The 20,307-nt window shown below is 72.2% G+C and carries 13 protein-coding genes and 1 pseudogene; 8 read left to right on the top strand and 6 right to left on the bottom strand.

All coding sequences use genetic code 11. The features are described 5' to 3' along the window. Window positions 1-344 precede the first annotated feature (344 nt). Both ACWDBB_RS35005 and ACWDBB_RS35000 read right to left on the bottom strand, forming a co-directional pair. Window positions 345-1,676: an NADH-quinone oxidoreductase subunit D gene (locus ACWDBB_RS35005; protein ID WP_449793440.1), complete on the bottom strand. Its 1,332-nt coding sequence runs from the start codon at window positions 1,674-1,676 to the stop codon at window positions 345-347. A gap of 469 nt (window positions 1,677-2,145) precedes the next feature. Next, window positions 2,146-2,418 carry a hypothetical protein gene (locus ACWDBB_RS35000; RefSeq protein ID WP_449793439.1) on the bottom strand — a complete coding sequence of 91 codons (273 nt, stop codon included), beginning with the start codon at window positions 2,416-2,418 and terminating at the stop codon, window positions 2,146-2,148. On the opposite strand from ACWDBB_RS35000, the pseudogene ACWDBB_RS34995 reads away from it, so the two are divergent. The 4 genes and pseudogenes from ACWDBB_RS34995 to ACWDBB_RS34980 form a co-directional block, all read left to right on the top strand. Further along, window positions 2,417-2,902, top strand: a pseudogene (locus ACWDBB_RS34995) (DNA polymerase ligase N-terminal domain-containing protein); the annotation flags it as partial. The gene ACWDBB_RS35000 and the pseudogene ACWDBB_RS34995 sit on opposite strands and share 2 nt — an antisense overlap. Window positions 2,903-3,137: 235 nt before the next feature. Beyond that, window positions 3,138-3,422: a hypothetical protein gene (locus tag ACWDBB_RS34990; RefSeq protein ID WP_449793442.1), complete on the top strand. Its 285-nt coding sequence runs from the start codon at window positions 3,138-3,140 to the stop codon at window positions 3,420-3,422. 754 nt (window positions 3,423-4,176) lie between these two features. Next, window positions 4,177-6,375: a DUF7927 domain-containing protein gene (locus tag ACWDBB_RS34985; RefSeq protein WP_449793438.1), complete on the top strand. Its 2,199-nt coding sequence runs from the start codon at window positions 4,177-4,179 to the stop codon at window positions 6,373-6,375. A gap of 273 nt (window positions 6,376-6,648) precedes the next feature. Further along, complete coding sequence (locus tag ACWDBB_RS34980) at window positions 6,649-7,965, top strand: eCIS core domain-containing protein (RefSeq protein WP_449793437.1); 1,317 nt, start codon at window positions 6,649-6,651, stop codon at window positions 7,963-7,965. Window positions 7,966-8,070: 105 nt separating this feature from the next. Here the strand turns inward: ACWDBB_RS34980 and ACWDBB_RS34975 are convergent, their stop codons facing one another. Beyond that, a complete protein-coding gene (locus ACWDBB_RS34975; protein WP_449793436.1) occupies window positions 8,071-8,379 on the bottom strand; it encodes a sensor histidine kinase in 309 nt (102 codons plus the stop codon). Between the two features lie 431 nt (window positions 8,380-8,810). On the opposite strand from ACWDBB_RS34975, the gene ACWDBB_RS34970 reads away from it, so the two are divergent. The 4 genes from ACWDBB_RS34970 (at window position 8,811) to ACWDBB_RS34955 (ending at window position 13,198) form a co-directional block, all read left to right on the top strand. Continuing rightward, window positions 8,811-9,497 (top strand): Crp/Fnr family transcriptional regulator, encoded by a 687-nt coding sequence (locus tag ACWDBB_RS34970; RefSeq protein WP_449793441.1) that lies wholly within the window; start codon window positions 8,811-8,813, stop codon window positions 9,495-9,497. Window positions 9,498-9,606: 109 nt separating this feature from the next. Beyond that, the gene (locus ACWDBB_RS34965; RefSeq protein ID WP_449793435.1) at window positions 9,607-10,386 is read left to right on the top strand and encodes a hypothetical protein; all 780 of its coding nucleotides are present in this window, start codon (window positions 9,607-9,609) and stop codon (window positions 10,384-10,386) included. A 176-nt stretch (window positions 10,387-10,562) separates the two neighbouring features. Then, window positions 10,563-12,422 (top strand): hypothetical protein, encoded by a 1,860-nt coding sequence (locus ACWDBB_RS34960; protein WP_449793434.1) that lies wholly within the window; start codon window positions 10,563-10,565, stop codon window positions 12,420-12,422. Window positions 12,423-12,466: 44 nt separating this feature from the next. Then, on the top strand, window positions 12,467-13,198 hold the full coding sequence (locus ACWDBB_RS34955; protein WP_449793433.1) for a hypothetical protein: 732 nt from the start codon (window positions 12,467-12,469) through the stop codon (window positions 13,196-13,198). Window positions 13,199-13,474: 276 nt separating this feature from the next. Here the strand turns inward: ACWDBB_RS34955 and ACWDBB_RS34950 are convergent, their stop codons facing one another. The 3 genes from ACWDBB_RS34950 to ACWDBB_RS34940 are packed head-to-tail and all read right to left on the bottom strand — an operon-like array spanning window position 13,475 to window position 20,102. After that, a complete protein-coding gene (locus ACWDBB_RS34950; protein WP_449793432.1) occupies window positions 13,475-14,638 on the bottom strand; it encodes a macrolide family glycosyltransferase in 1,164 nt (387 codons plus the stop codon). After that, on the bottom strand, window positions 14,638-16,890 hold the full coding sequence (locus ACWDBB_RS34945) for a cytochrome P450 (RefSeq protein ID WP_449793431.1): 2,253 nt from the start codon (window positions 16,888-16,890) through the stop codon (window positions 14,638-14,640). The genes ACWDBB_RS34950 and ACWDBB_RS34945 overlap by 1 nt, the downstream gene beginning before the upstream one ends. Next, complete coding sequence (locus ACWDBB_RS34940) at window positions 16,887-20,102, bottom strand: type I polyketide synthase (RefSeq protein WP_449793430.1); 3,216 nt, start codon at window positions 20,100-20,102, stop codon at window positions 16,887-16,889. The genes ACWDBB_RS34945 and ACWDBB_RS34940 overlap by 4 nt, the downstream gene beginning before the upstream one ends. Between the last annotated feature and the right edge of the window lie 205 nt (window positions 20,103-20,307).

Raw genomic sequence — 20,307 nt, 5'->3', positions numbered from 1 at the left:
TGGTTTTGATCGGATGAGCGGGCGCCTACTGTCGCGCCCCGAGGAGCCGGCCCGAGCCCCCCGGCTTCGCCGGCTCGCTCTCCCCGCCTCTCACCCTGATAGACGTCCATCCCGCCGGGGGGTTGCACCCGGGTTCGAAGAAATTTTCCGAGGCCGCAGCGGACGGGTGAGGGGACGTCAATTCCCGCCCTGCTCCAGGAGGAACTCCTGGTAGTGCTGCAGCGGCGCCACACGGGCACCGAGCCCCGCTCCGCGCGCCAGATGTATCTGCCGCCGCGCGCGGAAGGCCGAACGCCGCGCCTGCTTCCGGCCCGCCTGGCGGCGCGTCCGCGGTGCGCCGGGTCTCATCGGTCCACGCCTCCCATCACCGGGTCGATGCTCGCCACCGAGACGATGACGTCCGCGACCTGCCCGCCCTCGCACATCGCCGCCACCGCCTGCAGGTTGGTGAACGACGGATCCCGGAAGTGCACCCGGTACGGCCGCGTGCCGCCGTCGGAGACGACGTGCACGCCCAGCTCGCCCCTGGCGGACTCGACCGCCACGTACGCCTGCCCCGTCGGGACGCGGAAGCCCTCCGTCACCAGCTTGAAGTGGTGGATCAGCGCCTCCATGGACTCGCCCATGATCTTGCGGATGTGGTCGAGGGAGTTGCCCAACCCGTCTGGTCCGACGGCCAGTTGGGCGGGCCAGGCGATCTTCTTGTCGGCCACCATGACCGGGCCGGGAGCCAGCCGGTCGAGGCACTGCTCGACGATCCGCAGCGACTGGCGCATCTCCTCCAGCCGGATCAGGAACCGGCCGTAGGAGTCCGCGGTGTCGGCCACCGCGACCTCGAACTCATAGGTCTCGTAACCGCAGTACGGGTCGCTCTTGCGCAGGTCGTGCGGCAGGCCGGTGGCCCGCAGGATCGGCCCGGTGGCGCCGAGGGCCAGGCAGCCGGGCAGGTCCAGGAAGCCGACGCCGACCAGTCGGGCCCTGAAGGCGGGGTTGTAGGTCGCCAGCTTGTCGTACTCCGGGATCCGCGAGCGCAGCAGCCTGACCGCCTCGCGGATCTGGTCCGGCGCGCCCGGGGGCAGGTCCTGCGCGAGACCGCCCGGCCGGACGTAGCCGTGGTTCATGCGCAGGCCCGTCACCAGCTCGAAGACGTCCAGGACGACCTCGCGGTCCCGGAATCCGTAGACCATCAGCGTGGTGGAGCCGATCTCCATCCCGCCGGCGGCCAGTGCCACCAGGTGCGAGGAGATCCGGTTGAGCTCCATCATCATCACCCGGATGACGCCGGCCCGGTCCGGGACCTGCTCGGTGATCCCGAGCAGCTTCTCCACCGCCAGGCAGTAGGCCGTCTCGTTGAACAGCGGGGTCAGGTAGTCCATCCGGGTCACGAAGGTGGTGCCCTGCACCCAGTTGCGGAACTCCATGTTCTTCTCGATGCCGGTGTGGAGGTAGCCGATGCCGCAGCGCGCCTCCTTCACCGTCTCGCCGTCGATCTCCAGGACCAGGCGCAGCACGCCGTGCGTGGACGGGTGCTGCGGACCCATGTTGACGATGATCCGCTCGTCGTCCGCCCGTCGCTGCGCAGCGGCGACCTCCTCCCAGTCGCCACCGGTGACGGTGTAGACGCGGCCCTCGGTCGTGTCCCGCGCTTCTGCCGACTCGTGCTCGATGCCGCTCATCAGCCGTACGACCTCCGCTCGGGTCCGTTGGTCACGGTCTGTGCGCCTGTGTCGCGACGCACGATCGGGCGCGCCGGGCCTCGGTCTCGGCAGGCCGGCCTCGCGCCGGCCACACGGGCCCGACTCGGGGCGCGGACTGCTCACGTCCAGGATCTCGCACATCTGCCGTGAACACCCGGCCGGACCGGCAGTGCACCGGCCACGGCCACGGCCATACTGCGGAACGGTCACGGGTTCCGGGCCAGACGGACCGCCTGCATGATCGGCACGCGCCGAAGGTCCGGCGGGACCGCGCAGCCGGAGCGCAGCGGCCTGCCGGGAGGAGAGGGGCGGGGCACATGACTGGCTGCCACAGGATCGGCGATCACGTCCCAGGGCGGGCCGTAGCGGGCGCCTGCGTGCCGGTTACGGTTCCCCGCCTCGTCCCTCCGGTCGGGGCGGGCGTTGGCGTCGGCCGCGTACCGGCGGTTCAGGGCTGCTTGGGCAGTGCAGGGCTGCCGTACTCCTCGAGCGCGTCGATCACCGTCCGTAGGTCCAGTCGGGTGTCCGTGCTGCCGGGACCGGTCGCTCTGGCGGACGAGAACCGGCCGTCCGGGGAGAACTCCACCCGCAGCGTCCAGTCGAGCAGTGAGAACCGCATCGCCCCGTCCTGCTCGCGCGTGACCTGCCAGCCATAGAGATGGGCTGTCGCGCCGAGGTAGTGGGCGTCGTGGCTCACCGGTGGAGGCTCGGATTCCGTCATGGCCCGATGCTCGCGTGACCGGTGCCTCAGCGCCAGTTGCCATGCCGCCCCGGCCGTGGACCCGGTGGGCCGGAGCCCGGGCCCGTACCCGGCCCGGTTCCCGCGCCTGGTGGCCCCGACCCGGTACCGCCGGCTCCTCCGCAGCCCGAGCCCGATCCGCAGCCGCCCCCTGCGCCCGCGCCGGAACCGGGCCCTCACCCTGGCCCGATGCCGGGACCCGTACCGGCACCCGAGCCGGTCACCTGACCGGCGCGACGGACAGGGAGACGCAGGGTTCGCCGGAGGTCGGACGAGCCCGCTTTCCTGGTGCAGATCCACGATGCCCAGCACGATGCGCTTCGACTTCCGGTCTGCGGTGGATGGCGTCCTCAAGTCCTGGACAGGGCCCGAGGCCCCCTCCGACGACCCGCATGCCAGGCTCCTGGAGATGCCGGCCGAGGACCATGCGATGGATCACGCGGATTTCGAGGGCGCCATCGCCGGAGGTGAGTGCGGCGCGGGCACCGTCATCCTCTGGGACGAGGGCACCCACCGCCGCCTGGCGACGGACCGCGCCACGGCCGGGCGATTCCGTTCGGTCGGACACTCGGCGGCGGTCGGTTCTCCATCGAGGTGGCGGACAACCCCGACGAGATGGGGCACCATGTCCTGCCAGAGGCCGAGGAGTCACTGGTCCGCAGTGCCGTGCCTCGGTGTCCGTGCCGCGGACCTGGATAAGGATGCCCGCGGAACCGGAGGAGGTCGAACCCTGGCCGGCCCGGGGACGGGCGGTGGCCTGGGAGGAGACCGGACATCTGACGGCCGTCGACCTGACGGCCACACACCCGGCCGCACCCAACCGCTTGGACGCCGCGCTGGCGCGAGAGGTCGTGTCCCTCGGCTTCTCCTCTCCGTGGGGCCCGGCGCGGGCTGGGGAGTTGACGGCGGACCTGAGCCGGTTGAGGGACTTCTTCGCCGCTGCCGCGGCTGCGGGCGACGCGGTGGTCGAGTTCGAGTCGGCGTGACCACCGCGATACCGCGAGGCGGCCGGGATCCGCGAGTTCCCGGCCCTCCCGTCCCTCTGGACCGGCGCCCGCTCCCGATGCGGCCGACGGCCGACCCGATCGGGGACCGGACCGCGCGCCGCTGTCGCCCGACACGGCCCTGTGGACGGGCTGACGCCGGACGAGGCCGTCGAGCTGATCGGTGACCAGCTCGTCCGGGACGGGCCCGGCAGTCTCGCTCCGGACTGCTCCGACCGCAGGGAGCGGGCCGTCGCGATGACCGTCGAGGCGAGCCTGCGGCGACTGGACGGCCCGAGTCGGCAGTGCTTCCCGCAGCTTGGCATCCTCCCCGAGGACGTCGCCGTCCCCGCCGAGGTCCTCGGCCTGCTGTGGGCGACGGGCGGCCTCGATCCCACCGGCAGTGGACGCCTGATCCGCGGTGGACGCCCGATCAGGAGACTCCCCCGGACCGCACGGTTCCCGGCGAGCCGGTCAGGGCCATGCTCCTTGCCCGGGGCTCTCGGCGGACGGCGAGGGATCACCACGCGCGTGCGCCGAGGGTCGGCGCGGCACCCCATGACCCGGTGACGGTTCTGTGAATTTCCGACATATATACTCTTTTCATATTACGGCCGTTCAGGTGGCTCTGACGGCCTCCTGACGGTTACCTCAAACCCTCGGAGGCCCTCCCGTGTCCTACCCCTTCCCGCGCCGCGAACCAACGAGAGGCGCTCGTCCCGGCGGCGGTCGGCCCGCTCTGCGCACCGCTGTCGGTGTGCTGACCGCCGCCGTCCTTTCGCTGTCGCCGGTCATACCGGCCACCACCGCCGGGGCGGCGGGCTCGGGCGGGCAGGCCGTACGGGGTTCCGGGCAGGAGCGGCCGATCGGGCCGAAGCCGGTGGTGGACCTGCTGGCGCACGGCAATCTGACGATGGCGTCGAACTCGGTGGTGTCCTGCGACCCGGAGGACTCCGCCTGTGACGACAACGCCTACAACAACAACCGGGTGAACTGGGTCAAGACCGACCCCGGCGCCCCCGGCAACACGGCCTCCTCGGCCAAGCTGAACATTCCGGCCGGCGCCCGGGTCCTGAACGCCCGCCTGTACTGGCAGCTGAACCCGGTCGGCACCTCGCTCACCTCGACCTCCGGGGACGCGTCCAAGGCGGACCAGGTGTCCGTGAAGGTCCCCGGCGCCACCGGTTACCAGCGCCTGACGGCCGACACCTACGACTGGTTCGACCAGAAGGTCGGCGGCACGCCCCCGGCGCCGCTGACCGCCCACGCGGGCGTCAAGGACGTCACGGAGCTGGTGCGCTCGGCCGGCTCCGGCGAGTACACCGTGGCCGACATCCAGGCCTGCCAGGGCCGTTCCTCCGCCGGCGACTTCGGCGGCCAGAACGTCGGCTGCTGGGGCGGCTGGTCCCTGGTCGTCGCTTACGAGGACCCGAAGGAGCCGCTGCGCTACCTCCAGGTCTGGGACGGGTACCAGCTCATCCGCCCGCCCGTGCCCAGCATCACCATGACCCTCGACGGCATCCGCACCCCGGCCGGCCGAGCGCCGGCGGCGACCATGGGCGTCATCGTCGGCGACGGCGACGCGCCGATCGCCGGGGACTCGCTGGAGGTGGGCCCCGACGCCGGCAAGCTGACCGCCCTGCCCATGCCCACCTCCGGCGGCCCGGCCACCGACAACGCCTTCACCAGCCGCATAGACCGCGTCACGGCCGACGGCACCGGCAGCAACATCACCGACCGCACCCCGAACCCGGTCGACAACGTCGGCTACGACGCACGGATGATCGACGTCACCGGCAAGCTGCCCGCCGGCAGTACCAAGGCCGTCCTGCGCGTCACCGGCCAGGGCGACGCGCTGGAGCCCCAGGCGATCTGGCTGGCCGTCGAGGCGTGTGAGCCCGACCTCCAGCTCACCAAGGCCAACAAGCCGGCCGGCGACACCAGCGGCCAGGCCCCCGGACTCGTCCAGCCCGGCGCCGAGATCACCTACACCTTCACCCTCGCCAACCGGCACCAGGACGGCACCAGCGCCGACCTGGACACCGCCACCGGCGTCACCCTCACCGACCGCCTGCCCGACGGGACCAGCTACGTCGAGGGCTCCGGCCCCGGCTGCACCGCCTCCGGACAGACCGTCACCTGCCCGACCGCCGACCTCGCCCCCGGTGCCGAGACCACCGTCTCCTTCCGGGCCCGCGTCGACGCCTCCCTGCCCCCTGGCACCAAGCTCGACGACACCGCCTCCCTCGCCTACCGCGGCGCCCAGACCGGCCGCGACCAGCAGCGCACCAGCAACACCGTCCGCAACACCGTGGCCGAGAACGCCGGCTACCGCCTCACCAAGACCGCGGACAAGACCGACGCGAACCCCGGCGACACCGTCCACTACCGCGTCGACATCACCAACACCGGCAACACGCCGCTCAGCGCACTGACCGTCAGCGACGACCTCACCGCCGTCCTCGACGACGCCGCCTACAACGACGACGCCACCGCCACCACCGGCACGACCACCTACGCCCAGCCCGTCCTCGGCTGGAAGGGTGACCTGGCCGCCGGCGCCACCGCCAAGCTGACGTACAGCGTCACGCTCCACAACCCGGCCGCCGGGGACCACACCCTGCGCAACACCGTCACGGCGGACCGGCCCGGCGGCAACTGCCCGCCCGCGGCGACCGCCGGCGAGTGCACCGCGACCGTCACGGTCCACACCTCGACCCCGGCACCCACCGGCTCGCCCACGCAGAGCCCCGGTGCGAGCACCGGCCCGAGCACCGGCCCGAGCGGTGACCACAGCCCGGCGCCCACCGGCCGGCCCAGCCAGCCGTCCTCGGGCGGCGGCATCCTGGCCAGCACCGGCAGCCAGGTCGCCCTCACCACCGGCATCGCCGCGCTCGTCATCGGCGGCGGACTGATCCTGCTGGCGGCTTCCCGCCGCAAGCGCCACCGCCACTGAGCCGGACACCGAACGGCGGCAGGGCGGTCACCACCTGGTGGTGACCGCCCTGCCGCCGTTGTGCCGCCGGGGGCCGGCCGGGGCGCAGTCGCCCCCGGCCGGCTCCCGCACCGCCTCCGCCGTCGCGGGCGGCCTGACGTTCCTTCCCCGCCGCCATTGCGGGCACCCCGGGCGTATCAGCTGGTACACGAACACTGCCCCTCTCGGCATGGTGCGTTCACGCTCGGTCTGTTGTGCTGTCCGGGTAGTGACATCGGATACCGGAGTGTGCCCATGCCCGTACACGACCACGGCCGTGAGACCGGCCGGCGCAAACCCGCTCAGCGGCCTGCCGCGCGCTCCTCCTCGGCGCCCGCCCCGGGGCTGACCCCCGATCAGGGACTCCTCGGCCTGCAGGCTTCGGCCGGCAACGCCGCCGTCGTCCAGATGATGCGCCGGGCCGGCCTCCTCGATGGCAGGCGGCGGCCCGGGCACAGCGCCGGCCTCGAGGACCGGCAAGCCGCGCACAACGTGCCCGCGGTGCAGCGCTCCTCCGTCCATGCCGTCCTGCGCACCGCCGGACGGCCCCTCGACGAGGCCACCCGCACCGACATGGAGAACCGCTTCGGCACCGACTTCACCGATGTCCGCGTCCATGACGACGGTGCCGCCAGGGCCTCCGCCGCCGAGATCGGCGCTCACGCCTACACCAGCGGCAGTCACATCGTCCTCGGCGACGGCGGCGGCGACCGGCACACCCTCGCCCACGAGCTCACCCACGTCATCCAACAGCGCCAAGGCTCCGTCGCCGGCACCGACAACGGAGCGGGCCTGCGGGTCTCCGACCCCTCCGACCGCTTCGAACGCGAAGCGGAGGCCAACGCGATCCGGGTCATGCGCGCGACCGCCCGGGTCATGCGGGCGCCCGCCGGCGAGACCGCTGTCCAGCGGGCACCGCGCGCGGTGCCGCACGCGGGAGCGGGACCGGTCCAGCGGATGGGCAAGAAGAACAGCGGTCATTGGTCCTCGAAAGGAGATGCCACAAAAGGAAAGGCCGTGGACGGCCCCAAGCAGGGCGACCACCTCTTCAACGCCCTCGGGGACGCGATGATCAGCCTCATCCCGAAGCTCAGAGAACAGAACGAGAGCCTGCTGTACGAGAGTCCGGACGCGCAGCAGGCTGTCAACGGCCTGATCGACGAGCTGCAGACGCTCGCGGAGCAGGCGAAGCGGCTGCGTGCGAACGAGGAGTACGAATCGGCGCAGGCCGTGGTGGGGGGTGGTGCCGGCCGAGCCGGTGACGCGAACTCCCAGGTCTACGGAAAGTTCGTCGAGGGCATGCGGCACGCGGCTGACATCCTGCACTACGGCGTCGCCTGGGAGGAAGATCCGCTGGTGCTGTCCGTGACCGCCGTGACGACCGCCGGCGACCTCGAGGCGAAGATCTTCGACCAGGACGCCTACCGGAGGAAGGTGCAGGAGAACGGGATGAGGGGGAAGAAGAAGCAGGACTCGCTCAACGACTGGGTCCGAGCGACGAAGGCTCACATGTTGGCACTCTTCCAGAAGTACCTGCAGGTCATGAACAGGATCCGCGAGGAATCCAGGTAGCCGCTGATCGTCGGATAGCTCCCCTCGCCCCGCACCGCGGTCCTCACGGCGCGGGGCGAGCGGCGCTCGGCTGCCCGACGGGTGGTCAGTGCTCCCCGACGGCGGTCAGTGCGCAGGGGCGGGCGGCAGGTGGAAGCCGACCTCGGCACCGCCGCCGGGGGCGGCGGTCGCGAAGACGGTGCCGTGGTCGGCGGCGACGAGGTCGTGGACGATGGCCAGCCCCAGCCCCGAGCCCGGGGTGGCCTGGGTGCCGGCGGCGCGGAAGAAGCGCTCGAAGACGGCCTGCCGGTCGCCGGGGGCGATGCCGGGCCCGTGGTCGCGCACGGACAGCCGGGTGCCGGTGACCCGGATCTCCACCGGGGTGCCGTCCGGGCTGAACTTGACGGCGTTGCCCACCAGGCGCCGGCACGGCATCCCCCTGCCGGCTGTGTCGTGCCCGCTGTCCGATGACTGTCCTGAAAGCGGTGGCCCACCGCCGTTTCCGTGGGTCGGCGCGGATTCGGACAGGAGGTCGATATATGCGGTCCGAACTGGTTCGGGCGGGAATCTTCGGCCCGTTTCTGCGTGATTCCGTAACCGGCCGGATATCGGCCAATGTCCACCGGCCGGGTTTTCCTGTTCGGCGCCGAGCGCAGGATGGTGAGCGCGTGCCGGCGGCGTGCCGGTCGAACCGAGGGAGCTGGTGCGGTGGCGACGGGCGCGGCCGAGATGGCGTGGCAGGTGGTGGCGCCGAGCGATCCGGCCCGGGCCTGGCATCGGCGTGTGCAGTGGTCGCCGCTCCACGCCGTCGGCGGATGTGTCGCCTTCGGTCTCGCTGCGATCGTGAGGTGACGACACCGGTGGCCATGGTGAACTTCCGCTCCTTGGTGCCACCGGAGGCGTGGCGCGATCTGGTGGAACGCGGACGGAGACGGACCTTCCCGCGGGGGACGCTACTGCTCCGTCAGGGCGAGTCTCCGGACTCGGTGATCGCCCTGGTCGAGGGCCAGGTACGGGTGACGCAACTCAACGAGTGCGGCGATGAGTTGGTCCTGATGCTCCGCGGGCCGGGCGAAGTACTGGGGGAGATGGGAGCCCTCGTCGGGCGCCCACGGTCGGCGAATGTGACAGCGGCGCAGCGCTGTGTGGGCATGGTGCTGCCGACCCACGCGTTCCGCCACTACGTCGATCGGCACAAACTCCAGGCGGTGATCTACCAGTTGACCGTCGAGCGACTGAACAGCCATGAGCGGCTGCGGGTCGCACTGCTGCACACCAGCCCGGTGGCCCGGATCGCGAGCGTGGTGAGCCTGCTGGCCGAGGAACTGGGCAGACCGGAGGGCGACACGGTGGTAGTGGGCCTGGGAATGGCGCGGGCCGAGCTGGCTGCCATGGCCTCGATGAAGCGGTCCTCGGCCGCAGTGGCGCTCGGCTGTCTCCAGGCGGCTGGAGTCCTCTCACTGGCGCGGCGGCATCTGATCGTCACCGACCCCGGGCAGCTGGCGGCCGCAGCCCGCGGAGAGGCGTACGGGCAAGCTCCCGGCGCGATGTGACCTGTCACACATCCGTAGCGTCCAGCGCTGGACATTCTCACCCGGCCGGCCCCGGGAAGGTGGCTGCTGCCGCGAAACGCGGTGCCAGACACGACGAGAGGAACACTTCGTGTTGCCGTCTTGGGAGCCGCTGTGGCCCTACCGGGCCGTACTCGCGGTCGACGCACGGAACTTCGGCACGCTGACCAGCCGGGACATGCAGCGTGTCAACGCGGACATCCCGCAGTTGCTCGCGAAGGCGCTGAGTACCAGCAACGTGAGTGCGCACTGGGAGCGCAGGGTCTTCGGTCAGCACACGGGCGACGGCTACGTCGCCGGTGTGGAGCCGGAGGCCCTTCCCGCCCTGGTCGCGTGCTTCCCGGGCGCCCTGCGCGACGAGCTGGCGCACCGTCAGGAGGATCGCCCCCACGGGACGCCGCTGCAGCTGCGGGTCAGCATCCATGTCGGCCCGCTTCCCGTGAGCGGCCTCGGTGTGCCGATGGTTCAGACCCACCGGTTGCTGGACGACCAGGCGTTGCGGGACCTGCTGGCACGCGCCAATCCGGCGATCACCAACACCGCGGTGATCATCTCGCAGCGGGTCCACGAAGACGTCTTCGAGAGCGGCTGCATCGGCGGCGACGCCCTGACCGGGCAGTTCGTCCCGCACCTGGTGCGGGTGAAGACCTTTCAGCGCCCCGCATGGCTGCACATCCCGGGCTTCGACTGGGGGCTCGCCGACCCCGCGATCTTCGAGCAGGGCAACGGACCCGGCCCGGCGGCGTCGGCCGACGGAGCGGGAGACCGACCGCCGCAGTCGGCGTCCCCCCGTTCGACCGGGGCCTCGTTCACGCAACACGGGCAGAAGAACGTCCAGGTCGAGCACCTTGCAAGGCTGGAGATCAAGTGAACAACTTCGGAGCCGGGGCGCCTCAAGAACCCGAACCGCAGGATGTGCCATCCGCTCGGCCCACGGAACCGATCGGCCCGGGTCGAGAGACCGGTGCCGCGGGGCCGCTGCCGTCGCAGACCGGCCAGAACTCCCCCGTCCTGACCCAATTCGGTGACCGGAACGTCCAGGCGTACATGCTGTTCCTGCAGGGCGACTTCGTGAACCGGGTGCAGGTGCCGCCGACGGACGCCGAGTTCCTCGCCTCGGCCAACGGGCGGTTCGTGCGGCCGCGGAACCCGGCGCAGTGGAATGCCGCCCGTGACACCTGCCGGACCTTCGGGGTGGTCGTGCTGAACGCCCCGCCGGGAACCGGCAGGCGGACGCAGGCGCTTCGGCTGCTTCGCGACCTTGCCGTGCGGCAGATCGACGACCTGATCCCCGAGTGGTCCAACGTGTCCACCGGACCGCTGCCGGACGACCAGGACTGCGGTTTCGTCCTCGACCTCTCCAACCTTCCCGAGCCGCCCGCCGACCGGTTCGCGGCCGACCTGGTCACCTACGGCAAGAAGCTCCGTGCCAAGGGGTCGTACCTGGTGGTGCTGGCTACGCCGGATGACTGGAACAGTCACCTGGCCGACCGGACCGTCGAGCTCACGGCCTGGCCTGAGGCGCCCGACGCTCGGGCCCTGGTGGAGGCAGAACTGCGGGCCGGACCGGTGGCCGACCGCACCGACTGGTTGAACGAGCCGGCACTGGACAGGATCTGGTCGGGGAATCCGGGCGCCCGTGAAGCCCACCGGCTGGCCGGCGTCATCTCCCGAGCCGAGAAGCGTGACGGACTCGCCCTGCTGGTGGATGAGTTCATGAACTGGCCGACTGCTGTGGAGAAGCTGCTGCAGCGGGGTGCGGCAGCAGCGCAGGAAACGGTTCTGGCGATCCGCGCGACGGTGTGGGCGGGCGCACTGCTCGACGGCGGACAGCGCAGCTCGGTGATTCGGGCCAGCGACGAGTTGCAGAAGGAACTCGCCTTGGAGCGTTCGCCCGCCCAGGTGCTGGCCGACGCCACCAGCGCGAGCAGGCTCAAGGCGGCCGGCATCGAGTCCAACGGAGAACGCGTCCACCACGACCCGAGCAAGCCCGGCCTGGCGATGGCGGTCCTGCGCAGCCTCTGGACCGAGTTCCCCACACAGCGGGGCCTGATCCGGCGCTGGGCCGTCGGCGTCATCAGCAATCGGAGCATTCCCGAGGCCGACGCCCGTCTCGCCGCCGAGGCGCTGCACAACCTGGCGGTGGACCGGCGCGACCGGTCCATCCTCGATGAGCTGGCGGACGTCCAGTCCAGCCGTCGCTCCCTCGCCGCGGAGACGCTGACGAAGGCAGCCGGCGACCCCGAACTCGGCCGCTACGTCCGCGACAGGCTGCTGCAGTGGGTCAGCAGTAGCAGAACGGCCGAGCACAAGGTCGACCTGGTGGTCGAGATCTGCGGTGGAAAGTGGGGCGAGGAGAACCCGGGGCCGGCCCTCACCCGACTCGGCAAGGCCGCGGGCCGCAAGGAGCTCGGATCGGATGGCGTGCGCCGGGCTTTCCGGCAGTTGGCCGGCAAACGACCGGACGAGGTGCGCAAGGCGGTCGATCAGTGGCTCGCCGCCCCCCGGGTGTGGGCGGACCCGAAACTGAAGCGCCAAGTGCTCGGCGTCTTCCTCGCCGTCATCGGCAGCGATGAGGGGACCGACCTCGTCCTGGCCGGCGCTGCCGAACCGGCCGCCCGGGAGCAGATCGTCCAGGCCTGGCAGGGCCTGCTGAGCATCGAGGGCGGCAAGGAGGCCGGGGTGGCCCAGATGCAGCGTTGGCGGGCCCGGTTCGACCAAGAGGACGCCGCCCAGCGGGACACGGTGCAGAACGTGCTCGCCGAAGTCCTCGGCGCGAGCGAATTCCAGCGGTTCTTCGACATGGTGATGGTGGACGACAGCGGAAGCGTCATCCCGTTCTGGCGCGAGACCCTGCGGCGCACGCACGTGCCGCCCGAGCCGCCGCGAGAGACCACCGCACCGTGAGGACCGGTGGGCCCGGCTTTCGGTGGTGGAGAAGACGGGGGCGGGTGAAGGGCCGGTGGCCGACGAAGATTCCAGGAATCGGCTTCCGAGTGCGCGGAGCCGTGAGCTTCCGCCCACCGCCCGGAGCCCGGGGTGACCGTGCGGCCGCCGAGGCGGCCGCACGGCTCGCCTTGGAGCGCACGGGGCGGGCGATCGCGGGAGATCACGCGCCGGACGAGCTGGAGATCGTCCGGCAGCGGCTCGCCCAGGAGACCCGGTCATGGCGCGACGTCGGGGACGGCTCGGAGGCCCGCTGGCGGGCACGGCTCACGCTGACATTGAGCCAGGAGGACGAGGCCAGGTCCCAGGATTACCTCGATGCCCTCCGCGACGCTCGACGGACAGCACAACAGGAGCAGGTCAGACAGGACTGGATCCGGGACGTGGTACTCGCCGCGCCGGACAGCGCACGCGTCTGGTGGCTGCTCAACCACACCGAAATCGCTCCGCATCCGGGGTGGAAGGAATTCCGGGAGCACATCCTGCCGCTCGTCGGCGCCGCCGACGACGCGCAGGCCAAGGCGGAACGCTTCGCGCACGGGGTGGCCCACCTGTGGGACAAGCTGGAGAACGACCCTGGTAGGCACGCCCGGTTCGCCGCCACCGTGCAGGACGTCTTCGACCGGATGGGGTGGGCAGACACCAGGACTTGGTGGGAGCCGTCCGAACCGGACACGAAGACTGGTGCCGGTCACGAGGCGCGGCCGCGGGCCGGCGGGTCGGGAGCGGCGAGATGAGGCTGTCCGTGTGGCGCTGGGTCCTGGCTCCGGTGACCAGTCTCCTGGCGCTGCGAATCCGGGCAGCGGGTTCGACCCGCATGCCCTTCGACGCGGCCTGGCAGTACGCCCGGTTGATGCTGCGCCCCGACGACATGGTCTATCGGGGGCGGGGACGACAGCGGCCGCCTCGCAGCGACGACCCCGGCTAGGGAACTTCTGGTGACGTCGTTCTTGCGCGGGAACGGGCTCCACCGGGCGGTCCGCACCCGCGCACCGCCCGGTGGAGTCCGGCCGCTACCGCGTCAGCAGCTCCTCCAGGACGTCGGCCCCCTTTGACGCGCCGCCCGCCCCGCGCACGATCCGGCTCAGGGCCGCCGCCCGGGGGCGGCAGGACCGGACGTCCTGGACGGCGTCGCGCAGGCCCTGCACGGTCGGCTCGGCGAGCGTCCTGCCGACCCGCAGCTCCTCCGCCCGCCGGGCGACCGCCCGCTGTTCCGGGATCTGCGGCACCGCCACGAAGGGCACCCCGTGGTAGAGGGACTCCATCGCCGAGTTCATCCCGGCGTGGCTCAGGAACACCTCGGTGTGTCGCAGCACCGCCACCTGCGGCACGTGCGCGTGCACTTCGACGTTCGCCGGGATCGGGCCCAGCGACTCCTGGTCCAGCCCGCCCACCGCCATGACGACCTGCCAGTCGCTGTCCCCGAACGCCTCGATGCAGGTCCGGTAGAACTCGGGCCGGTCGTTGAAGACGGTTCCCAGCGATATCAGCAGCACCGGGGCCTGCGACCGGGGGCTCCACTCCTCGGTGGTCTGCCGGCTGCTCAGCGACGGCCCGACGAAGTGGAAGCGCTCGTCGAAGGTGTCCCCCGCCATCTGGAACTCGCGGGGGATGAACACCAGGCTCGTCGGGGCCACGTGGCCGAACATCAGGTTCGGGTCCCCGAGGAAGGCGTGGCCCTGCGCGAACTTCCCCATGTCCTGGATCGCGGCCACCAGCCGGGGGTCGGTGTGGTCGAAGTCGGCCGGCAGGTACACCTGCGCCGCCGAGAAGGACTCGTTCTCCGCGAAGGTCGGCACCAGGGAGATCTCCGGCACGTCGAGCAGGTTCGCCAGCATCCTCCCGGTGAAGGTCACCGAGTCGTAGCACACCGCGTCCGGCGGGTCGGCCGTGAAGTGCTCGGCCAGGACGGGGAAGGAGGCACGCGCGTCGTCGAGGTAGTGCTCCATCGTCACGGCGAGCTGTTCCGCCGTGAACTCGCCCCTCGCCGCCATGTCGGGCGGCAGCTGCGAGGGCAGGGTCACCGGCGACGCCCCGGCGGCGACGGCGGCGTCCGTGGTGGCCGGTCCCGTGGCGTAGCTGACCCGGTGACCGCGCCGCACCAGCTCTTCGACCAGCGGCAGGGTCGGGTTCACATGCCCGGACGCGGGCGCGCTCACGAAGGCGACATGGGCCATCAGCTCTCCTCCAGGATGACCGGCAGGGTCTTGTGTCCGTTGGTGAAGAAGGAACCCAGCGGCTCGAGTTCGGACGACGGGACGGCCAGCCGCAGCCGGGGGAACCGGGAGAACAGCGCGGACAGCGCCGTCGTCGCCTCCAGCTTCGCCAGGGGGCTGCCGAGGCAGAAGTGCACGCCGTGCCCGAAGGTGAGGTGGTCGGCACGCGACGGCCGGGTGACGGAGAAGTCCTCCGCGTCGGCCCCGTGCCGCGCCGGGTCGCGGCCGGCCGCGCCGTAGGACAGCAGGATCGCCTCGCCCTTGCGGATCTGCACGCCGTCCGCGGAGATGTCCTCCACGGCGTACCGCAGCGGCAGGTTCGGCACCGGCGCCTGCCAGCGCAGGGTCTCGTCCACCACGTCCTCCCAGGTGCTGGTCCCGGACCGGACCAGGGCGAGCTGGGACGGGTGCGTGGCCAGCGCGTGGATGGCGTGGTCGAGCAGGTTGACCGTCGTCTCGAAGCCGGCGGAGATGGTCAGCAGCAGGGTGTCCAGCAGTTCCCGCTCGGACAGTCGTGTGCCGTCCACCTCCTGCGCGGCGATCAGGTCGCTGGTCATGTCGTCGCCGGGGTCGCGCCGTTTGGCGGCCACGAGGTCCTTGAGCAGCATGTACAGCTCGCCGGAGGCGGCCTGCACGCCCGCCGGGTCCGCGTCGAGGCTGAACACCGCGTCCACCAGCCGCCGCAGGTCCGCGCCCGTCTGCGCGGTCACCCCGAACAGTCCGGTGATGACCTGGATCGGCAGCGGGAACGCGAACCGTGCGCGCAGGTCGACCGTCTGCCCCGGCGGCACCGCGGCCAGGTCGGCGATCAGGCCGGCCGTGATCTCCTCGACGCGCGGCCGCATCGCTTCGATGCGGCGCTGGGTGAACGCCTTGGCCACCAGGCTGCGCAGCCTGGTGTGATCGGACCCGTAGGCGGTGAACATGTTCTGCATCGCGACCCACATGATCAGCGGCCAGTCCGGCGGGATGTCGCCGTCGCGCCACAGCGGCCAGTGCTTGTTCGCGTCCTTGGAGACCTTCGGGTCGAGCAGCAGCTTCTTCGTCAGGTCGTGCCCGGTGACGGCCCAGGCCGACACGCCACCGGGCAGTTCGACGGGCGTGGCCGGGCCGCGCTCGCGCAACGCGGCGGCCTCGCCGAAGATGTCGCCGCCCGAGGGGTCGATGACGTACGTGTCGGCGGACGGGGCCTGCGCGCGCACCGGTTCGGTGAAGACGGTGGTCGTACGGGGCTTGGGGGGCTCGGTGACCTCCAGCAGGGTCGCGGTGAACCGCGAGCCCATGCCGAGTCCGATCGACATGATGGTGTCGCCGGGCTTGAGGGTCTCGTCGTGCAGCAGGTGGTCCATGCCGAGCAGTTGGTCGCACGGCCCGACGTGGCCGAGCTCGCGCAGCATCGGCCAGGTGGTGCGGCTCAGGTCGATGCCGAGCGGCTCCAGCACGACGACCTCCAGTTGGGCCAGGCCCAGACCGGTGACGACGAACCTGGTGATGTCGGCGATGCTGACGCCGGCCTCCTTGGCGGCCTGTTCGACCGCGGTGACCAGTGCCCCGCTCATGAGCGTCAGGTACGGAGCCAGGCCGGTGACCTCGATCGGCGTACGGTTGCGGTGGCCCTTGGGGTCCGGGATCGTCGGGGTGGCGAGGACCTCCATCTGGGTCGCGGAGCTGTTGGCGGTCGCGACCAGGCGCGCCCGGCCGCCCTCGCGGTTTAGCACGGCCGCGACCGCACCGTCGGCCAGGAAGATCCCGACGGTGGGCTGCCAGCGTTCCCACCGCGGCGGCAGGAACCGGGCGGTGGCCGTGACCAGGGTCGCGGTCGCGGCCGGGTCGGCCACCAGGTGCGCGGCGGCGGACTGCAGCGCGGCCGAGCCGCCGTTGCTGGTCGCCTCGACCTCGTAGACGAGGGCGTGGCCGAGGCCGAGGACGCGCTGCAGGTGGCAGGAGGACGCCATGTGGTCCTGGTGGTCCATCTGCGCGTAGGCGGCCATGGAGATGTCGGCGCCGCTGAGGCCGGACTCGCGCAGGGCTCCGATCGCCGCGTGCACGGCCATCGCGTGCTCGGTGACGTCGTCGGAGCTGGTGAACGACACGAAGTCCGACAGCGCGAGCAGCCGCCGCATGGTCTCGGTGTCCGGCACTGCCTGCGTCGCCGGCGTGCGGGGCGGCAGGTACCGCCCCGTTCCGCCGATGTAGACGTTGTCCCAGATCATGCTTGGTCCTTTCCCCTGAGTTCGGACAACCCGGCCCCGTACCCGTCGAAGTCGAGGAGCCATGTACTGATGGCCAGCGCCGTGGCCGCGGAGTTCTCCTCCAGTGCGGTGAAGTGGTCGCCCGGGACGGTGAGCACCTCCTGGACGGTGGTGGACAGCCGGGGCCACGAGCGCTCCCCGGTGCCCACCAGCAGCACCGGCGCGGTGACGGGCTCCGGGGCGCCGGCCAGATCGAGGTAGCGGCCCATGGCCACCAGCCGGTCGTCGTCGACCGGGTGGACCTGGTGGCCGGCGTCGAGCATGCCGGTGAGCACACCCGGCAGGTCGTCGGGGTAGCCGTCGATGAGCACCACGGCGCTCGGCCGGGCCCCCCGCCGTTCCAGTTCCCTGGCGGTCGCCAGCGCCAGCCACGCGCCCACCGAACGGCCGACCAGCACCGGCGCGGCGACGGCCGACGCGGCCTCGGCGAGTGCCTGGACCAGGACGTCGGCGTCCGCGGGCAACGGGTCGCCGGCGAAGCCCGGCAGGGTGACCGCCATGACGTCGCGGGCGGCCTCCAGCGCCGCGGCGAACCGCCCGTACTCCTCGATGCCGCCGGACGCCAGCGCGGACGGCAGGCAGACCAGCGACGGCTGGAGGAAGCCGGTCGCGAGGGCGACGGCCTCGGCCTCGGGCGCGTCGGTGGCCGGGCTCAGCCGGGACACCGTGGCCAGCAGATCGAGGCCGTCCTGCGCGCGGCCGACGTCGACGGCCTTGCGCAGCAGGCGCTCCATCGGCCCGGCGACCCGGTTCTCCGGCGAGCACAGCTGCCCGTAGAGGTGGTTGACGAGCTGTTCGGGCGTCGGGAAGTCGAAGACGAGGGTCGCCGGGAGCTGGAGCCCGGTGGCCGCGTTGAGCTGGTTGCGCAGCTCGATGGCGGTCAGCGAGTCGACGCCGTGGTCGCGGAACAGCCGGCGCGGGTCGTCGATCCCTCCGGGGGCCATCCCGAGGATGCTCGCGCTGTGCCTGACGACCAGGTCGAGCAGCAGGGCGCGCTGCTCGGGCTCGGGCAGGGCTTCGAGCCTGGCCCGCAGGTCGCCGGGGCCGGCCGCCGGGGCCGGCGCGCGCCGCGGCCGGGCGAGTCCGCGCAGCAGCGCGGGCGGGGTGTCGATCGCCGCGAGGTCGAGGCGGACCGGCACCAGCGCCGGGCGTTCGCCGGCCAGGGCGGTGTCGAACAGGCCGAGGGCCTGCTCGGTGGCCAGCGGCAGCATCCCGGTCCTCGCCAGCCGGCGCTGGTCGGCCTCGGTCAGGTTCCCGGTGATGCCGCTGGACTCGGCCCACTGGCCCCAGGCCAGGGAGGTGGCCGGCAGACCGCGCGCGTGCCGGTGCTCGGCGAGCGCGTCGAGGAACGCGTTCGCGGCGGCGTAGTTGGCCTGCCCGGGGGCGCCGAACACCCCGGACGCCGAGGAGAACAGCACGAACGCCCGCAGGTCCAGGTGCTCGGTGGCCTCGTGCAGGTGCCACGCGGCATCGGCCTTCGAGCGCAGCACCGTGTCGATCTGCTCCGGTGTCATCGATCCCACCACGGCGTCGTCGACGACCCCGGCGGCGTGCACGACGGCCCGCAGGTCGGGGATCGAGGCGACGAGATCCCTCAGTGCCCGGCGGTCACCGGCGTCGCAGGCGACCACGGTGAGGGCCGCGCCCAGCTCCTCCCGGAGCCCGGGCGGCTCGACGCCGCGGCGGCCGGCGAGCACCACGTGCCGGGCGCCGTGCCGGGCGACCAGGTGCCGGGCGACCAGGACGCCGAGGGTGCCGGTGCCGCCGGTGATCAGCACGGTGCCGTCCAGGGGCGCACCGTCCAGGGGCCCGGCCGGGGCGGTCGGTGCGGTCGGGACAGCCCGCACCAGCCTCGGCACGAGGGCGGTTCCGTCGCGCAGCTGGATCTCGGGCTCGCCGTCGCTCACGGCGGCGCGCACCGCGGCGGGGATCGCCCGTCGTGAGGCGGCCGTGCCGTCGTGCCGGACGGTCAGGATCCGCCCGGGGTTCTCGCTGTGCGCGCTGCGCAGGAAGCCGCGGGCGGCGGCCGAGGCCAGGTCGTCGCCGGTGAGGACCACGAGCCGGGCCGGCGTGTCGGTGACCAGGAACTCCCGTACCCTGCCGAGCAGTTCACGGGTCACCGCGTGGGCGGCCGCGACCGGTTCGCCCTCGCCGGCGACCTCGTGGAGGACCGTCTCGGTGTCCGGGCCGTCCGGTGCCGCCATCGGGGTCCAGTCGACGGCGAACAGCGTGTTCGGCCGACGCCCGACCCCGTGACCCGCCGCTTCGACGGGCCGCAGGACGATCTCGTCGATGCTCACGACCGGTGTCCCGGCGGTGTCGGTGATCCGCACCGCGTAGGTGTCCGGCCCGGTCGGGTGCAGCACCACGCGGACCGTCGCGGCCGACCCGGTGACCGACACGCCGGAGAAGGAGAAGGGCATCCGCGCCGGGCTGCCGCCGGCGCCGCCGTCCTCGGCCGCGAGGCCGGCGAGCAGGGTCAGCGGCTGTATGGCGGCGTCCAGGAGCGCGGGGTGGACGCGGTAACCGGTGAGCTGTGCGGGGTCCTCCGGGAAGCTCACCTCGGCGTGCAGGTCCTCGCCGTGCCGCCGGATGCCGGTGAGCCCCTGGAAGGCCGGCCCGTACTCGTAGCCGGCTTCGGCGAGCCGGTCGTAGAGCGAGCCGATGTCGATCGGCGCGGCCTCGCTGTCGTCCGCCCCGGGCACGGCCGTCCGGTCGGCCCGTGTCGCCCGGTCCGGCGGACTGAGCACTCCGGTCGCGTGGCGGGTCCACTCGTCGGGCTCGGCGGAGGTGCGGGAGTGGACGGTGACGGGCCGGTGTCCGGTGTCGTCGGGCGCGCCGACGGTGACCTGCACATGCACGCCGTCGCGCTCGGACAGCACGAGCGGCGCCTCCAGGACCAGCTCGGACAGGACGGGGCTGGCCGTGTGCTCGCCGGCGTGGACGGCCATGTCCACGAACGCCATCGCGGGCAGCAGCGTCGAACCGAGTACGGTGTGCTCGGCCAGCCACGGGTGGAGGGAAGCGGAGAGCTTCCCGGTCAGCACCACGCCCTGCCCGTCGGGGAGCTTCACCAGGGACCGCAGCAGCGGGTGGTCGGGCGTGTCGAGGCCCTCCGACGGGGTGGTGGGCTGGAGCCAGTAGTGCTGGTGCTGGAAGGCGTACGAAGGCACACGTGCGCCCGGCGTTCCCGCCGTCGTGGTCGCGGGTGGCGTCCAGCGCGCGGCGCCGTCCGCCCACAACCGCCCCAGCCCCGCGAACAACCGCTCCGGAGAGTCACCACCACGGCGCATCAAGCCGTTCCCCACCAGCACCGGATGCGGACCCACCTCGACGAACCCCGTGACACCCTGGCCCGTCAGCCACTCCATCGCATCC

It is taken from the genome of Kitasatospora sp. NPDC001095 (assembly GCF_053598615.1).
Note: the sequence above shows the minus strand (reverse complement) of the source record. Positions and strands in the feature narration are given on the sequence as shown.